Raw genomic sequence first — 18,961 nt, 5'->3', positions numbered from 1 at the left:
TTTTAGAAAATGGATTTGTAAGTAGAGATGGTATCTTAGTTGGTAGAGTTGAAGGTGAKAATATTCTATTGTCAGGGGCAGCTTACCTTCTATTATTTAAAGTAAATAAATAAAAAATAAGCAGGTTATACTTTATCTAACCTGCTTATTCTTTATTTATTTTATAAACTGATTTATAAATTCTATCATCATTGGTTTAAATATACCACTATAATCAACTATTTGAGCTATTTGATTATTATTAGATGTTTGACTATTATAATTTGCTATTTTAAAAGTAAGATATCCATTTTCATTATTAACTATATATCCTATATCTCTTGTATTAGATATTTCTACATCTCCCATGTCTACATCTAAATCTGTTATTACTTCTTTATTTGCACACAATATACCTTGAGAATAACTACTTATATCAGTTCCAAATAATATAAACTTAGTAGCTTCACTTTCATTTGACTTTACATATAAACGAGGTGTAAGCTCACTTTTTTTCATATCTATAGAAGTCAAATTATTATCTATAGCTTCGTCTAAGTTTTCACTCACTGTACTTATAAATTTATCCATATCAAATTTATCATTTTCTATTTTTAATATATTTAAAGTTTCTAAATTTTCTTTAGGTATATAATCTACTACATTTTGGAATACATGATATATATCTTTTATTTCATACCCTTTTTTTATGTAATTTTCTTTAACTTCATACTCTTCATCAAATTCTTTTAATAATTTAGGTAACTCTTCTTTAGTTTCTCCATCTTTTATACTAACTACAAAAGGTATAACCTTACTTGGTTTCATTAGGAATGTTTCTAATGGTTTTATCGTTTCATTAGCTTCTTTTATATCATCCTCTTCAAATGCCGCTTCTATACCATCTTCTAAAAAAGCTACTTCTACTTCCATTTCATAATCATCTAAATCTATTACGTTAGTTCCTGCAGGATACATTACTATTAATTTACTTTTATCGTATACATACCCAAATGAATAGTCTATCTCTAGTTGTTTCTTCATATGTAATCTCCTTAATAAAAATTCTACCTATATATTAACACAGTTATTTTCTATTTTATAGTATACCCATATATTTTCATAAAATAGTAAAAATATATCTCATATTACCTTGTTGAATAAAATAATTTTACTATACCATTAACTGGTTTCACTATATTTCTAATAAAAATTGAAATAATTATAATTATTCCAAATAAACCTGACAGAGGATATATTATATTTACAAGCATTGAAAATGGAAGTCTTGATGCTATAAATCCTATAAATGTACAAGCAACAGCAATAAAAGTAAATTTATTTGTTTTTTCTTCTGAAAAACTATCACATACACTCCATAAAAGTGGAACTGCTGTTGTATATATTCCTGCTATTAACATTAATGAAAACATCATACCTACTACAGGTCCTATATTTTTAGCCATATATAATGTTGGTATTTCTGTTATATATGTATTTTGAATATCTGACATTATTCCCAGATTTAATGTCATAGCTGCAACCATAAAAACTATTCCACCTATAACACCACCCCAAATACAATTTTTCTTATTACTAGCAGTTGCTCCTACTCCAGCCAAAAATGGTGTAGCTATTATTAAATTTAAACCACTATACACTATACCCGTAATCCACCAGTTATCAACCGCCTTATTCATATTTAAAGTTCCTATAATTTCATTGGCCATATGCAATGAGTCTATATTTCTAAATATAGTAACTATTCCAACACCTATAGATATCATTGCTATCATCGGACCTATATTACCTAATATACTTATAACTTTATTTATTCCAAGAAGAACTGATACTAAAGTTATAATAGCTAAAATCATTGAACCTAAATTTTTACTAATTCCATAATACTGATTTATAGATGCTCCTGCTCCAGATAACATTACTATAAAGCTACAAAAGAAAAATATTGGCATAAATATTTTAAATAAATTTCCTATATGTTTTCCACATAAATATGTAAATATATCACTACTTGACCTTAACCTTGCTTTATTTCCTATTTTAAGTAAACTAGCACCACAGTATGACATTATTCCCATGCATATAATATTAGACAATATACTTATCATTCCATGAGCTGAAAAAAATTGCATAATCTCTTGTCCTGTAGCAAATCCTGATCCTATACACACTGATATATATGTACCTGCAAGTGTAAAAATCTCTTTAATATCACTTTTGTTTTTCATATATTATCCTCCTAAGCATAACTTTCTTTTAAATATATATGCTTGTTCATTATATAAATACATAAAAAATCTATTTAATTTAAGTACATATTGCATATMWATTTAATTTAAGTACATATTGCATATAAAAATAAGGTATCTATAAAATATAGATACCTTACTAAAATAAATTTATATTATTATATTACTTATTTTTATGCTACTTTCTTTAGAGGCTTTGAGTTATATAAGTCTAAGTTTAAATCATTTTCGCTATTTGATACTATTAATGTAGCTATATTATCACCCATTACATTTACAGTAGTTCTAAACATATCTATAATTCTTTCAACTCCCATAATCAATCCTATTCCTTCTAAAGGTAACCCTACAGATGTAAGTACCATAGATAGCATTATCATACCAACACCTGGAACACCAGCTGTACCTATAGATGCTAATGTAGCAGTTAATATTATTGTTATCATATCATTTATTCCAAGGTCAACTCCATATATTTGAGCTATAAATAACACTGCAACACCTTGCATTATAGCTGTTCCATCCATATTTATAGTAGCTCCCATTGGAATCGTAAATGATCTTGTAGTTTTTCCTACACCTAATTCCTCCATTATTTCTAAACTAACTGGAACTGATGCGTTGCTTGATGCTGTTGAAAATGTTACAGCTGCAACTCTTGTAAATTTATTTAAAAATGGCTTAATACTTTGTTTTGTGAATAATTTAAATAGACCTCCATAAACTACAGTTACATGTATAATCATTCCTAATAATACAATTAGTATGTACTTTAATAATACTATAATCGCATCACTTCCAACTGTAGCAAATGTACTTGATACCAATCCAAATACACCATATGGTGCAAATAACATTATAATATTTACCATTTTCATGCATAACTCATTTGCACTTTCAAATATAACTTTTATTGGCTCTGCATTTTTTCCAACTAAGTTTAAAGCAATACCAGTTAATAGTGCAAAGAATATAACTTGTAACATCTCACCATTAGCTAATGATTGTATTGGGTTACTCGGTATTATATTTAATATTATATCAACTAATGATTTTGATTCTCCAATTGTAACTTCACCTGATACCATATTACTCATATCTAAACCTGCTCCAGGCTTAAGTATACTTCCTAAAAATAAAGCTGTAATTACAGCTATTGCTGTTGTACCTAGGTAAAATAACATTGTTTTACCACCGATTCTTCCAAGCTTTTTTATATCTCCCATAGAAGCTGTACCGCAAATTAATGATACAAATACTAGAGGAACTACCATCATTTTTATAGCCGAGGTAAAACCACTACCTAATATCTTCAAAACTCCATTCAATAGAACAGTATCTTTTATATAACCTGATGGTAATTGCTTTAAAGCAATCCCAAATAAAAAACCTAATAATAATCCTAATAATATTTTCCCTGTTAATGTAATCTTCTTTTTCATAATAATTCTCCTCTATACGAACTTTATTTCCATTGTTACTATAATTATACAGCATATCGTTTTATTTGTACATAAAAAAATAAACTATCACTTTAATAATAGTTTATTTTTTATTATTTATTAAATTATATGTAGTTTATAGCTTTATTTTTTAAGGTTCATTGTAATTGTACATTTTTATTTAATTCGTTTTTTATAAAATTCATTAATTTATATCTTATAATTTAAAAAGGTAATTTTTCAATAGATATTTCATCATTTAAATTAACTTCATTAAATAAACTCTTTGAATCATAATAATCCTCTTCAACTTCTTTTACTGCTAAACAATCTACATTCTTATTTTTATAATCTAAAAATCTAAAAGAATTAGCTATAACTCTAGTTATATATCTATTTTCTCCATTTTCATTTTTATATTTATCAACTTTTATTTTACCTTCTATACCTATCATTCTTCCTTTAGTCATATATTCACATAAAATTTCTGCTTGTTTTCCCCAAACTTCTATATTTATAAAATCTGCTTGTCTTTCACCTTGTGAATTTTTGTATTCTCTATCTACCGCTAAAACAAAATTTGTTACTGCTCTATTTTTTTCACCTACATATCTTAACTCTGGATCCTTTATTAATCTACCAACTAAGGTTACATTATTCATATACTACCGCCTTTTATGTATTTTTTATTATTAATAAAATTATGCACAAAGACTTATAAGTATATACAAAAAAGCAGTWATAAAATAAGGYTATGTTAGCTAACTTCGTGATTAATTATATATAAAATAGGCTATAATATAGATATAAACTATATTTCAACTAATTTACAGAAAGGATACCTAATATTATGCCCAAAATAGATATAAAAGCTATGATAAAAGATTTAAAAAAGAATGAACTTACAGAGTTAATTTCAGTAGCACAAGAAGTATTAAGTAATTTATTTAATTCCTCTGAAATTAGAGATAATGTTAAAGAAAGCAGATTTTCTAAGGGATACGAATGTCCAAAATGCCAATGCAAAGATGTAAATAAAAACGGTAAGTCTAACGGAAGACAAAGATATATCTGTAAACATTGTCGTACAAGTTTTGATGAATTTACTATGTCTCCATTCTCTAATACAAAATTAGGCTTAGATAAATGGCTAAAATACTGTGAATTAATGATATTAGGACTTTCTATAAGAAAATGTGCTGAAGAAGTCGGAGTAGGTATTAAAACGTCTTTTTATATGCGTCATAGGATACTTGATGTAATCAATCTATCATTAAAAAATGATAAAGTTGAAGGTATAGTTGAAGTAGATGAATGCTTTATTAAGGAGTCTTTTAAAGGGAATCATTCTAAAAGTACTACATTTGTAATGCCTAGAAACCCTAGAAAAAGAGGTAAAGGTAAAAATGATAAGAAGAAAAGAGGAATATCAAAAGAGCAGATTTGTATAGAGACAGCAATTGATAGAAAAGGAAATATCCTTATGGGTGCTGTTTGTAATGGTAGAATTACAACAAATCAAATAGTTAACTTCTTTGACAATAAAATATGTGAAGATGCTACTTTTTGTGTAGATTCACATAAATCATATATGGGAATAAAGGACAAGTTGAACATAGAATTAAAGCAAGTTCCTAGAGGAAAATCAATGATAGATAGTGTTTATCATTTACAGCATATAAATGCTCTTCACAGTAGCTTTAAGAGATGGTTAATGACTTTTAATGGTGTATCCACAAAATATATCAATAATTATTTGGCTTGGTTTAAATTTCTACAACTAAGTAAGAAGAATAAAAAGAATGACCGAATTAAAGATATGCTAGTGAATGTAGCTACTAAAGATACATATGTAACTAGAGCCACTATTAGAAATAGATTCATTGAGTTAACCTAAAATAAGGAACTTTACTTCAAATTAATGAAAACATTTTGTAATTGGAAAATAATTGAATATTTTGTATAATATAATTAAGTTCGCAATTGTTATATATTACGAAAAATACTACTATGGGGGATTGGTTACAATGTATTTAAAAGATATATCAAGGAAATTAAAATTGGATTTACCTACTTTATACATTGCATTAAAAAAGAAAGAAACACCTGTTATTGCAAAAATATTTGCTATCATCACTGTAGGGTATACGTTATCACCTATTGATTTAGTGCCAGATTTTATACCGGTTTTAGGTTATTTAGATGACGTAATACTACTTCCAATGCTTGTATGGATAACAATTAAATTTATTCCAAAAGATATATTAAATGAATGTAGAATTGAATCTCAAAATATATGGGATAATGGTAAACCTAAAAAGTGGTATTTTTCAATACCAATCATATTAATATGGATATTATTATGTGTATCTGGTAAAATAAATCTAGTTCAGGGGGGATTATTATGGAAAATTTAATATTCATAGCTTATATTGGTTTAACATTATTTTTCTTAATCTACAATATAATATCGTATAAAAAGAAAAATATCATTTATACTATACGTAAAGGAAACATAAGTGTTATAAAAGATGATTATTATAAAATACAATTAATATTTTCTATATTAAATTGCATATTATTAATATTAGGGATTGTATTTATTTACAGTAAAATTGATATACAACTTTTTGTAGCTTTATATACTAGTGTCTATTGGTTAGTAAACTATTTATTAAAGTTTATAGCGATTAAAATGAAATATTTAAATGTAAGTTATGAATGATATTAATATATTACGAACAATTTGTAGTAAATTATAGAAAAAACCACATCTTAGAATTCAATGTATTTAAAAATCTAAGGTGTGGTTGTTTTTATGCCATATTTATCACGAAGAGGGCTAACATAGCCWAAATTTAATAATATCTCTTTTTTGATTATTCTATACTTCAACGAGATTTAGTACATTAAATATATTGAAAGACTTAGGTCTTATTTGTAAATTAAAACTATCATTATTTTTAGATATAATTTCTAAATACTTTTTAGAACTATATTTAATATCTATAACCTCTAATGTATTTTCTTCTAAACTTATATTTATATTTTTATCTTCAGTACTTCTGTTTATTAGTACTAATATTTTTTCACCATTATCATTAAATCTTATATATCCAAATATATCATCATCATTATTTATTATAAAGTCAGTGTCTCCATTAGTTAAGGCATTATATTTCTTTCTTGTATTTATTGAATCCTTGTAGAATTCTATCATATCTTCATCTTCATTTTTCCAAGGATATGTTCTTCTATTATCAGGATCAGTTCCTCCAGAGAGACCCGCTTCATCACCATAATAAATATACGGAATACCTTCAAATGTCATTTGAGTTGCAACTGCTAGTTTTACCATTTCATTATCATAATTTAACTCTGTCTTTATTCTAGTTATATCATGTGAACTAATTATATTTAAATTAGATTTAAACGATTCTTTAGGATAGTTTTCTTTTAATGTCATAAACTTATTTCTTAATTGATTAGATGTTATTTGACCTTTTAAAAAGCTAACTATATTATTTCTAAATGGGTATGCCATTACAGAATCTAATTGATCTCCAACAAAATAATTTCTTCTTTCTCCATAGCTTATCTTATTAGATGCATCTTCCCATACTTCACCTATTAATACAGAATCACTATCATTATTTTTTAACTCTTTCCTAAGTTCTTTTATAAATTTAGTAGGTAATTCATCTGCAACATCTAATCTCCAACCTTTTATACCCATACCAGTCCATTTGTTTATAACGCTATCTACATCATATATAATATAATCCATATAGCTTTCATTAAGTTCATTTACATTAGGTAAGTCTTTAATTCCCCACCAACATTTATAATTATCTTTAGATCCTTCAAAATTATACCATGGTCTATATTTAGAATCTTCTGATTGATATGCACCTACTTCATCATAGTTTCCAAATTTATTAAAGTATTTACTATCTGCTCCAGTATGATTAAATACACCATCTAGTATTATATTTATACCTCTTTTACTTGCTTTATCTATTAATTCCTTTAGTATTTCTTCATCACCAAACATTGGGTCTATTTTCTTATAGTCACCTGTATTATATTTATGATTGCTCGAAGACTCAAAAATTGGATTTAAGTATATTATAGTAACTCCTATTTTACTCAAATAAGGTAGCTTTTCTATGATTCCTTTGAGATTTCCACCGTAAAAATCCCATCTTATTATTTCTCCATCTTTATCTTTTATATACATTGGTATATCAGACCAGTTTCCGTATATAAAACTATTTGGTTTTGGATTACTAGGCTTTTTATTTCTATTTCCGTTGTTAAATCTATCAACGAATATATTATACATTATACCTTCTTTGTACCATGATGGAACCTCAAAATCCTCATGCACTGTTATTTGATATTTATTTAAGTTTTCATATGAGTATTCAATTGTGTGTCCATCTTCGAAACTTTTTCCATAGAATATTTTTTGATAAGATCCATTTATATTTACATCTACTTCAAAATAGTAAAAATACAATCCAGTTTCATTAAATCCATTAAATTCACCTTGATAGTAGTTTCTATTTTCTTCTACTAAATCTATATGTCCAACTACATTATCTTCTTTCAAAATAACCCACTTAATGTTTAATACATCATATTCTTCATTTGTTCTTACTGCAATTCTAACTCCTTGATTTACTTTGATGGCTCCAAAAGGAGCCTTATTTTCCCAAGAGTTATAGTGTATTACATTCCTCATACTTCTCACACCCTTTAAACCAAATGTCCTCTGCATATTCAGCTATAGTTCTATCACTCGAGAACACCCCTGAGTTAGCTATATTTATCAAGGCCATTTCATTCCACTTTTCTTTATTTTTATATAGTTTATCTATTTTTTCTTGAGCATCTTTATAGTTTTCCATGTCTCTAAGAACAAAATATTCATCATTATAAGTTATTAAAGAGTCATATATTTGTCTTCCCTCTTTTTCCATATTTGGTATAAATCCATTTATTAAATCATCTACAACTCTTTTTATTTCTCTATTAGAATTGTATAAATCTAAAGCCGAATATCCTCCAAACTTATTATAATTTAATACTTCGTTTGCACTTAAACCAAATATAACTATGTTATCTTTGCCTACCTGGTCAAATATTTCTATATTTGCTCCATCTAATGTAGCTAAAGTTATAGCTCCATTCATCATAAGCTTCATATTTCCTGTTCCTGATGCTTCCTTAGTTGTAGTTGATATTTGCTCGCTTACATCAGCTGCAGGTATTATAAGTTCTGCTGTTGATACACCATAGTTTTCTATAAATACTACTTTTATTTTATTGTCTATTCTTGGGTCATTATTGATTTTATCTGCTAAAGAATTTATGAATTTTATTATACATTTTGCTAAGTAATATCCAGGTGCTGCTTTGGCCCCAAATATAAATGTTCTTGGTTCCATATCAAAGTTAGGGTTTTCTAACAATTCATGGTATAAATGTAATATATGAAGTGCGTTTAATAATTGTCTTTTATATGCGTGTAATCTTTTTATTTGTATATCAAATATTGAATTTGGATCAACATCTATGTTGTATTTATCTTTTATAAATTTAGCTAATTTCTTTTTATTATTGTACTTTATTATTCCTATTTTTTCTAATACATCTTTATCATTTTTATATGCTTCTAAATCTTTAAGCTTTTTCGTATCTTTTTTCCAATCTTCAGATATTAATTCTGTAATAAGCTCACTAAGTTCACTATTAGCATTTATTAGCCATCTTCTATGAGCTATACCATTAGTTTTATTATTAAATTTATATGGCTCATCTTCATAGAAATCTTTTAATACTTCTTTCTTAAGTAATTCTGAATGAAGTTTTGCAACTCCATTAACACTATGACTTCCAACTATTGATAAATTAGCCATTTTTATATCATTATTATCTATTATACTCATTCGATATATTTTATTATTATCATAATTTTTACTAATTAATTGATTTACATATCGTCTATTTATCTCTTCTATAATCATATAAATCCTTGGAAGTAAATGTCTTACCATATCTTTTGGCCATCTTTCCATAGCCTCTGTCATTATTGTATGATTTGTATAAGATATAGTATTTGTTGTTATATCCCAAGCTTCATCCCATGATAAATGTTCTTCATCTAATAATATTCTCATCAATTCTGGAATACAAAGAGTAGGATGAGTATCATTTATATGTATTGCCACTTTTTCATTTAGATTTTTTATATCTAAATTCTTTTTCTTATATTTTCTTATTATATCTTGTATACCTGCACTTACAAAGAAATATTCCTGTTTTAATCTTAATAGTCTACCTGCATAGTTAGAGTCATTAGGATATAAAACTTGCGATATTTCCTCTGCATAATATTTATATTTTAATGCATCATCATAACTCCCATATGAGCTTTTCGCATTTAATGTTAATGGTCCAAAATCTCTACTTAGAACCTCACTCTTAAATAATCTTAATGTATTAATAGAATTATTTCTATATCCTATTATCGGTATATCATAAGGCATAGCCATTATTGGTATATAATCAGTATGGCTAACTTCTAATTTTCCATTTTTTTCAGTTAAATTTACATTTCCTTCAAATTTAACAACTATAGCTTTATTTGGCCTTACAGTCTCCCAAACATATCCACCTTGAGTTAACCAGTTATCAGGTACTTCTACCTGATAACCGTTTATAAATTTTTGTTCAAATAAACCATTCTTATATCTAATACCATATCCATGACCACTTATATCTAAAGATGCCATCGAATCTAAAAAACATGCTGCTAATCTACCTAAACCACCATTACCTAATGCAGGGTCAGCTTCTGCGTTTATTAGATTATCTAAGTTTATATCAAGTTCATTCAGACCTTCTCTTATTTCATTTTCTATTCCTAAATTTAATAAATTGGATTTTAGTTGTCTACCTAGTAAAAATTCTATACTAAAATAATATACTTCTTTTTGAGAATCTAGCTTATTATCTACCCATTTTTTAGATATTATATCTTTTATAACACTGCATAAAACATTTAATAACTGTTCATTTGTAGCATCTTTTATGGATTGGGCATATAAACTATACATTTTTGTTTCAAAACTTTGTTTAAATTCATTTCTATTGATTTTCATCAATATTTAATCACCCCTTTTAGTTAACTATCTCCTCATAAACTTTTATATATTCTATAGCTGATTTTTTCCAACTACTATCTGTTTTCATTGCATTATTAACTAGTTTCATCCAACGTTCTTTGTCATTATATAATTTTACAGCACTTCTTATACAATAAAGCATCTCATGCGCATTGTAATTTGTAAAACTAAATCCATTACCTTCTCCTGTATACTTATTATATGGTATAACTGTATCTTTTAGGCCACCAGTTTCTCTAACTATTGGAAGAGTTCCATATCTCATAGCTAACATTTGACCTATTCCACAAGGCTCAAATAACGATGGCATTAGGAACATATCACTTCCTGCATATATTTGTTGAGCAAAAGCACTGTCAAAAGTTATCCTTGCAGAAACTTTTTCTGGTAACTTAGAGTCATAGTAATTAAACATTGACTGGTATTGATGCTCTCCAGTTCCTAAAACAACTATTTGTACATTCTCTCTAGTTAATTCAGGCATCATATATGATATTAAGTCAAATCCTTTTTGTGATACTAATCTTGAAACAATTCCTATTAATGGTATGTCTGGATTTACTTCTAGACCTAAAACTTCTTGTAATTTAAGTTTATTTTCTATTTTTTTATCTATACTATCTATATCATAGTTAACAAATATATCTCCATCTGTTAATGGATTATTTAAATCATAATCTATTCCATTTAGTATACCCTTTAATTTATGTGATTTAGATCTTAAAAGACCATTTAATCCTTCACCATAAAATTCTGTTTGTATTTCATTTGAGTAAGTTGGACTAACAGTTATTACTTTATCACTAAATACAATTCCAGATTTCATAAAGCTTACTCCGCCGTAATATTCTATGTCTCCGTTATTATAATAATATCTTGGTATATCTAGTACATTCTCTATTATAGAATCACTAAATACACCTTGATATTGTAAATTATGTATTGTATAAACAGTTTTTATACCTCTATATTTTTTATCTTTACTATACTTTTCTTTTAATATTAATGGAATCATTCCTGTGTGCCAATCATTTAAATGAAGTACATCTGGATAGAAGTTTAATATAGACATAGCTTCAAGAACTGCATTACTAAAGAATGTATATCTTTCTGCATCATCTCCATATCCATATAGATATGCTATTTCTCCTTCTCTTTTGAAGTAATATTCATTATCTATAAAGTAAAATTTAACTCCGTTTAGCTCCATTTCTAAAAGTCCACAGTATTGTTTTCTCCAACCAACATCTACACTAAAAACTGCAACTTCTTTTAATTGTTCCTTTAAGTAATTTGGCATAGTTGAATATTTTGGTAATATTACTCTAACATCTACACCTTCTTTTTTTAAAGACTTAGGCAATGCATAAGATACATCGCCTAATCCCCCAGTTTTTGCAAATGGCCAACATTCTGCTGTTGCATAAAGAACCTTCACTAAAATATTCCCCCTTTATATAGTTGTATTTTTTCCAATTACTACTGGATATTCTATGTCTCCACTTAATTTTTTACCTTCTGATATGTATACATTTTTATCAAATATAACATTTTCTAATTGTGCATCTCTTTCTACTATACAATTTTGCATTACAATTGAGTTTTCAATTACTGCACCTTCTTTTACATGAACTTTTCTAAATATGATACTATTTTTTACAGTTCCTTCTATTACGCACCCTGTAGCTACAAATGAATTTTCAACATTTGCACTGTCTGAATATACAGTTGGAGATTGATTTTGCTCTTTTGTAAATATTTTTCTATCTGAATATAATAATTCTTCTGCTATATCTTCTTGTAACAATTCATCTTTCATTGAATAGTATGATTTTATTGAATTTATACATTTAAGATATCCTTTATATTCATATGCACCAATCTTTAATTTATTAACAGATTCAGCTATAAAATCTTCTATATATGAATGAGTTCCCTCACTTACACACTTATATATAGCATTTATAAAATCTGTACGCTTCATTATATACGTTTCCATAGATACATTTGCATTCTTTAAAGTTCCTAAATTAGTACCTATATTAACTACTTTATCTCCCTCTATGTTTAATGTTGATGTTTCAAGGAAATCACTATCTGCATTATCTATATTTTTGTAAAGTATAGTTATATCATTATCTGATTCTTTATGATATTCTATAAGCTTTGTATAATCTATATTAGCTACCATATAACTTGGCGCTATTAATATATATTCTTCTTCACACTTTTCTATATAATCTATGTTAGCTAATATGTTATATATATCTCCACTTCTGTATGGATATTTATTTCTATCTTTTGTATTTTCAGGGCTAAATATAAATAATCCACCTGTTTTTCTACTTAAATCCCATTCTTTCCCGCTACCTATATGGTCTGTTAATGATCTATATTTTTCCTTAGCAAATATTCCAACATTATTTATACCTGAGTTCACCATATTTGAAAGTGAAAAATCTATAACTCTATATCTACCTGCAATTGGAAGAGATCCTATTGGTCTTACATTTGTAAGTTGATTCATTGTTACGTCTTTTCTATCGTCTAAATTTATTATTCCTACACACTCGCTTCTCATTATTAAAATCCCCCTTCTAACTCAAGCTCAGCTTTTACAACTTCATACTCAGATATAACATTTATACTATCTTGTTCTCTTATTATAGTATTATCCTCTATTACTGCACCTTCACCTATCATTGCTTTTTCTATTATTACGTTCTTACCTATCTTTACATTAGGCATTATTACAGAATCTTTTATTATACTATCTTTACCTACTGATACCCCATGTGATAAAACTGAATGTTCTACTTGTCCTAGAACTCTACACCCATCTGCAATTAATGACTTTTGTATTTCAGAATCTTTACCTATATATTGAGGTGGCATTGACATAGTATTTGTATATATTCTCCATTTAGAGCTATTTAAATCTATTTCATCATTAGATTTTATAATATCCATATTAGCTTCCCATAAACTTTCTATAGTACCTACATCTCTCCAGTATCCTTTAAATGGATATGCAAACATTGGTATTTGATCTTCTAACATTTTAGGTATTAAATTTTTACCGAAATCATCATAATTTGCACCATTATTAACTTCTTCAAAATATCCTTTTAACATTTTCCAATCAAATATATATACACCCATAGATGCTAAATTACTTTTTGGATTAGCTGGCTTTTCTTCAAATTCATATATAGATGTATCTTCATTAGTATTCATTATCCCAAATCTTGAAGCTTCATCCCAAGGAACTTCTATTACCCCAATAGTAGCTTTTGAACCTGTTTTTTTATGATGTTCTAACATTTTACTATAATCCATTTTGTATATATGATCTCCTGATAATATTAATACATGTTCAGGATTATAACTGTCTATAAAGTCCATATTTTGATATATTGCGTGAGCAGTACCTCTATACCAATTTCCTTCTTTTTCATTCATATATGGTTGTAGTATATGTACTCCACCATTTATTCTATCTAAATCCCAATGGCTTCCTGTTCCTATATGTGAATTTAATATTAATGGTCTATATTGTGTTAAAACTCCCACTGTATCTATTCCTGAATTAGAGCAGTTGCTTAAAACAAAGTCTATTATTCTATATTTTCCTCCAAATGAAACTGCTGGTTTAGCAATTCTTTTTGTGAAAACTCCTAATCTTGAACCTTGACCCCCTGCTAAAATCATAGCTAGCATATCTTTTTTCATTGACATATCCCCCTTAATGTATATACATCTATTTATAATTTTTTAGTTTTAGCTTTTAAACTTACTTTTCTACTTCTCTTACCACCTATTGATACTTTATCATTAGTATCTATTTGTATAGTATCTATATTTAATTCTTTTCCTTTTATAAAGGTAACACCTAAAGGTGGTACTTTTATTACTATGTGATGATTTTGATTATGCCACTTTTCTGGATATGACCTTAAATCTGAATTTTTCATTGTCTGATTTGATCCCCAATATTTTTCATCATCAGTATTTAATATTTCTTCATAAACTCCATCATATGGTACTCCTATTTTATAACTATAGTAAACTACAGGAGTAAAGTTTATAACAGCTATTACAAAGTCTTTTGGATTTTTACCTTTTCTCATTAAAGTTACTATACTTTGTTCACTATTATGTGGATCTATAAAATCAAATCCTTCATATGTATTATCAATTTCATGCATAGCTTTTTCATTTCTATATAAATTATTTAAATCCTTCACATATTCCTTCATTTTTATATGAGGTTCTCTTTCTAGTAGTTCCCATTCTAGTCCATATGCATATCTCCATTCTAATCCTTGTCCAAACTCTGACCCCATAAATAATAATTTTTTACCAGGGTGCATCATATAATATGCATATAATGTTCTTAATGATGCAAATTTTTGCCAACAATCTCCTGGCATTTTATCTAATAATGATTTTTTACCATGAACAACTTCATCATGTGATAATGGTAAGATGAAGTTTTCTGAGAATGCATACATAAATGAGAATGTAATTAAATCATGATGATGTTTTCTATATATAGGATCCATCTCCATATATTTTAATGTATCATTCATCCATCCCATGTTCCATTTATATGTAAATCCAAGAGCACCAGAATAAGTTGGACCAGTAACCATTGGCCATGCTGTAGATTCTTCTGCTATTATAATTGGATTATTAACTTCAGCATAAATAATTTCATTTAATCTTTTTATAAAGTCTATTGCTTCTAAATTTTCTCTACCACCATATTTATTAGGTCTCCATTCCCCAATATCATAATCTAAGTAAAGCATACTAGAAACTGCATCTACTCTTATTCCATCTATATGATATTCATTGAACCAATAAAGTACGTTAGAAATTAAAAAACTATTAACTTCTGGTTTTCCTAAATCAAAATGAGCTGTTCCCCATCCAATATTTTCAGCTTTTAAAGGGTCTTCATACTCAAACTGTGATGAACCATCAAATTTATATAGTCCATGTTCATCTTTACAAAAATGACTATAAGCAAAATCTAATATTACTCCTATACCATTTTCATGACACTTATCTACAAATGCCTTAAATTCTGTAGGCGTTCCGTATCTACTTGTAGTACCATAATATCCTATAGTTTGATATCCCCAAGATTGATCTAAAGGATATTCAGTTATAGGCATTAATTCTATATGTGTATACCCCATATCTTTCACATATTCTATCATTTCATATAATTCTTCATATGAGAAAAATTCACCGTCCCATTTTCTTTTCCAAGAACCTAAATGAACTTCATATATATTCATTGGATTTTCATTATGAACAATTTTTTGTTTTTCTCTTTGCCACTTTCTATCATTCCATTTGTAGTTATCATATGTATATACTATAGACGCTGTATTCGGTCTTTTCTCTGCATATACCCCATACGGGTCCGATTTCATTCTACTAACTCCATCACATCCGATTACATTATATTTATATGCCTGTCCTGGCTTTACATCAGTTAAAAATATAGTCCATATCCCACTATTTTCTATATTTATCATAGGATATGCCCCTCTATCCCAATTATTAAAATCCCCAGTTAAGAAAACTTGTTTTGCATTTGGAGCCCATACATTAAAACAAAATCCTATCTTTCCATTATATCTAGATTTATGACATCCTAAAAAGTTATAACTATCGTACGATTTCCCACTTTTAAATTTCTCTATATTTTCAATCCTAATAATCTCTTCATAATCCGGTATTTTTTTATATGCCATATATGACCTTTTCCCCCTTGACTATCTAAATTTATTATTCGTTACTTAATTATATAATAAAAAATACAYTATTTTATAAGAAAACGTTATAAAAATTCAGACATTTAATTGGTTTTTAATTTATTTTTTTACAAATACCTACATTTATGATAAATTTCTTTTTTATCACCTTTTTATTAAGTTTTCTGTTAAATTWTTTATTAAAATAAAAYTATAAAYAGTTTTTATATTATAAAATTTTAGGAATAAAAAAACCTCTATTTGATATAATAGAGGTTTTATATATATAATTATTATTCACTATCTCCTAAAACTTCTTTAATTCCTTTAAATGTTCCTAAAAACTTAACTGTATCAGATGGAAGAACAAGCTTAGTTGCATTTCCATTTGCTACTTTTTCTAAGGCTTCTATCGACTTAAGAGCTATCATATTATCATCTAATTCAGATTCTTTCATAGCTAAAAATACTTCTCTTAGCCCTTGTGCTGTTGCCTTTTGTACATTTATTATTATTTCAGCTTCTCCTTCACCTTTTGCTATAGCTATTTTTCTTATTGACTCAGCTTCTCCCTCTGCTTTAAGTATTGCTGACTGTTTTTCCCCCTCTGCTTNAAGTATTGCTGCTGCTTTATTACCTTCTGCCTGAAGTATAGACTCCCTTCTTTCTCTTTCTGCTCTCATCTGCTTTTCCATAGTTACCTGTATATCATGAGGTGGCATAATATTTTTTAATTCAACTCTATTAACTTTTATTCCCCACTTATCAGTTGCTTCATCTAATATAACCCTCATTTTTGTATTTATTATGTCTCTAGACGTCAATGTTTCATCTAAATCTAGTTCACCTATTATATTTCTAAGTGTTGTAGCCGTTAAATTTTCAATTGCAACTATAGGATTAGCAATTTCAAATGTATATCTTACTGGATCTGTTATTCTATAATAGACTACTGTATCAATTTGCATAGTTACATTATCTTTAGTTATAACTGGCTGTGGTGGAAAATCTACTACTTTTTCTCTTAAGTCTATAACATAGCTCATTTGATCTAAAAATGGAACTAAGAAATGAACACCTGTATCAGCTACTTTTAGAAACTTACCAAGTCTCATAATTATTCCTACTTTTGATTGTTTAACTACTTTTACACAAGATAATCCTATTATAACTATCGTTAATAATATTACTATCGGTAACATTAAGCTAAATATAAAATCCATATACTAATCCCCCTATTAATTAATCTTCTTTACTACTACCTTAACACCCTCAATTTTTAATACTTCTACTATTTCTTCTTTTTCTATTATCTCATTATTATATGATATTGCACTCCAAGTTTCCCCTTCTATAATTACAATCCCTATTTTATTTGGATATATAGTTTCTTTTACTATACCCTGTTTATTAATAATTGCCTGTAAATTAGTGTTGTATTTATAATTTTTATCCTGTTTTATAAACTTTTTAGTAGCTATAATTAGCATTGATGTAGAAATTATTGAAAATATTATTATTTGTATCAAAATACTATCTATTATATTACTTAAAAATATTAATATAATAGCACCTATACTAAACCAAATTAGTGTTAATGTAGTTGTCATAAGTTCACCTATTGCAAATAAAATAGCTACAACTAACCATACTAATTTCATTTTTCCACCCCTTACTAAATAAGTTAAATCTATATAATTAATTCTATTCCAGTGCTACTAATTTTAATATAAAATATACATATTATTTATCAATTTATATTTTGAATTATGTTTATTCATATTATTTACTTTCCATAAATAGGTTTTTATTTTTATATAAATATTCCCATCCTGAGTATAAMGTCAGTAATANNTTTATAATAAAAAGAGTCCTTAATATTTAAAGGACTCTTAATATATAATTAAACACTAACAACTCTTTCTTCAACTAAGTATTTGTCTATTATATTATTTAATTGCTCGTTATTTTCTACTATATATTCTTCATAAGTCAATTTAGAATCTTCTACTGATTTAGCTAATTCATATAAAAACATTGGAACATTCTCTCTAGTTATATCACCTACAAAAGAACCTAACCTTGTGTTATCTTTTCCTCTTTGTCCACCTATATAAAGTTCAAATGCTTCTGTAACTACATAATTTGCTCTTTTTTTCTTAAAATCCTAATATACCCATTTAATGTGTTCGACAAGAGTTCGTACATCCTGATATTATTACTCATTAATTATAATTTCTCTCTATAAATAAGTCGCTTTATAAATGGATGCAAGACACAAATAAAGAAAATAGTATATAATATTG

At 27.0% G+C, this 18,961-nt stretch carries 16 protein-coding genes; 3 read left to right on the top strand and 13 right to left on the bottom strand.

Annotated elements, in window-relative coordinates:
• Positions 1–156 precede the first annotated feature (156 nt).
• The 4 genes from G3997_RS01340 to G3997_RS01325 all read right to left on the bottom strand — a co-directional run bounded on the left by G3997_RS01340 (position 157) and on the right by G3997_RS01325 (position 4,353).
• Positions 157–1,023, bottom strand: coding sequence for a hypothetical protein (locus G3997_RS01340; protein ID WP_296646904.1), 867 nt, complete (start codon positions 1,021–1,023; stop codon positions 157–159).
• 104 nt (positions 1,024–1,127) lie between these two features.
• Positions 1,128–2,228 carry a YkvI family membrane protein gene (locus G3997_RS01335; protein ID WP_296646899.1) on the bottom strand — a complete coding sequence of 367 codons (1,101 nt, stop codon included), beginning with the start codon at positions 2,226–2,228 and terminating at the stop codon, positions 1,128–1,130.
• Between the two features lie 194 nt (positions 2,229–2,422).
• Complete coding sequence (locus G3997_RS01330) at positions 2,423–3,691, bottom strand: dicarboxylate/amino acid:cation symporter (protein WP_296646895.1); 1,269 nt, start codon at positions 3,689–3,691, stop codon at positions 2,423–2,425.
• Positions 3,692–3,915: 224 nt separating this feature from the next.
• A complete protein-coding gene (locus G3997_RS01325; RefSeq protein WP_296646893.1) occupies positions 3,916–4,353 on the bottom strand; it encodes a single-stranded DNA-binding protein in 438 nt (145 codons plus the stop codon).
• 188 nt (positions 4,354–4,541) lie between these two features.
• On the opposite strand from G3997_RS01325, the gene G3997_RS01320 reads away from it, so the two are divergent.
• The 3 genes from G3997_RS01320 to G3997_RS01310 all read left to right on the top strand — a co-directional run bounded on the left by G3997_RS01320 (position 4,542) and on the right by G3997_RS01310 (position 6,416).
• Positions 4,542–5,588, top strand: a complete 1,047-nt coding sequence (locus tag G3997_RS01320) for an IS1595-like element ISCpe8 family transposase (RefSeq protein ID WP_296646891.1) — start codon at positions 4,542–4,544, stop codon at positions 5,586–5,588.
• Between the two features lie 130 nt (positions 5,589–5,718).
• On the top strand, positions 5,719–6,108 hold the full coding sequence (locus G3997_RS01315) for a YkvA family protein (RefSeq protein ID WP_296646889.1): 390 nt from the start codon (positions 5,719–5,721) through the stop codon (positions 6,106–6,108).
• Positions 6,096–6,416, top strand: coding sequence for a hypothetical protein (locus tag G3997_RS01310; protein ID WP_296646887.1), 321 nt, complete (start codon positions 6,096–6,098; stop codon positions 6,414–6,416). Before G3997_RS01315 ends, G3997_RS01310 begins: the two co-directional genes overlap by 13 nt.
• Positions 6,417–6,575: 159 nt before the next feature.
• Here the strand turns inward: G3997_RS01310 and G3997_RS01305 are convergent, their stop codons facing one another.
• The 9 genes from G3997_RS01305 to G3997_RS01265 form a co-directional block, all read right to left on the bottom strand.
• Positions 6,576–8,438 carry a glycoside hydrolase family 13 protein gene (locus G3997_RS01305; RefSeq protein ID WP_296646883.1) on the bottom strand — a complete coding sequence of 621 codons (1,863 nt, stop codon included), beginning with the start codon at positions 8,436–8,438 and terminating at the stop codon, positions 6,576–6,578.
• Positions 8,416–10,860 (bottom strand): glycogen/starch/alpha-glucan phosphorylase, encoded by a 2,445-nt coding sequence (locus G3997_RS01300; protein ID WP_330616156.1) that lies wholly within the window; start codon positions 10,858–10,860, stop codon positions 8,416–8,418. The genes G3997_RS01305 and G3997_RS01300 overlap by 23 nt, the downstream gene beginning before the upstream one ends.
• Before the next feature lie 19 nt (positions 10,861–10,879).
• Complete coding sequence (gene glgA, locus G3997_RS01295; protein WP_296646878.1) at positions 10,880–12,322, bottom strand: glycogen synthase GlgA; 1,443 nt, start codon at positions 12,320–12,322, stop codon at positions 10,880–10,882.
• A 15-nt stretch (positions 12,323–12,337) separates the two neighbouring features.
• Positions 12,338–13,465, bottom strand: a complete 1,128-nt coding sequence (gene glgD / locus G3997_RS01290; RefSeq protein WP_296646875.1) for a glucose-1-phosphate adenylyltransferase subunit GlgD — start codon at positions 13,463–13,465, stop codon at positions 12,338–12,340.
• A 2-nt stretch (positions 13,466–13,467) separates the two neighbouring features.
• Positions 13,468–14,616 (bottom strand): glucose-1-phosphate adenylyltransferase, encoded by a 1,149-nt coding sequence (locus tag G3997_RS01285; RefSeq protein ID WP_296646873.1) that lies wholly within the window; start codon positions 14,614–14,616, stop codon positions 13,468–13,470.
• Between the two features lie 32 nt (positions 14,617–14,648).
• Positions 14,649–16,655, bottom strand: coding sequence for a 1,4-alpha-glucan branching protein GlgB (glgB, locus tag G3997_RS01280; protein WP_296646869.1), 2,007 nt, complete (start codon positions 16,653–16,655; stop codon positions 14,649–14,651).
• 293 nt (positions 16,656–16,948) lie between these two features.
• The gene (locus tag G3997_RS01275; protein WP_296646865.1) at positions 16,949–17,878 is read right to left on the bottom strand and encodes an SPFH domain-containing protein; all 930 of its coding nucleotides are present in this window, start codon (positions 17,876–17,878) and stop codon (positions 16,949–16,951) included.
• A 15-nt stretch (positions 17,879–17,893) separates the two neighbouring features.
• The gene (locus G3997_RS01270; protein ID WP_296646861.1) at positions 17,894–18,316 is read right to left on the bottom strand and encodes an NfeD family protein; all 423 of its coding nucleotides are present in this window, start codon (positions 18,314–18,316) and stop codon (positions 17,894–17,896) included.
• A gap of 242 nt (positions 18,317–18,558) precedes the next feature.
• The gene (locus G3997_RS01265; RefSeq protein ID WP_296646856.1) at positions 18,559–18,693 is read right to left on the bottom strand and encodes a hypothetical protein; all 135 of its coding nucleotides are present in this window, start codon (positions 18,691–18,693) and stop codon (positions 18,559–18,561) included.
• Positions 18,694–18,961: the final 268 nt, after the last annotated feature.

This window comes from Romboutsia sp. 13368, assembly GCF_018336475.1.
Classification (GTDB): domain Bacteria; phylum Bacillota; class Clostridia; order Peptostreptococcales; family Peptostreptococcaceae; genus Romboutsia.
The sequence above is the reverse complement of the archived record's forward strand: the minus strand, read 5'-3'. Positions and strand labels throughout refer to the sequence as shown.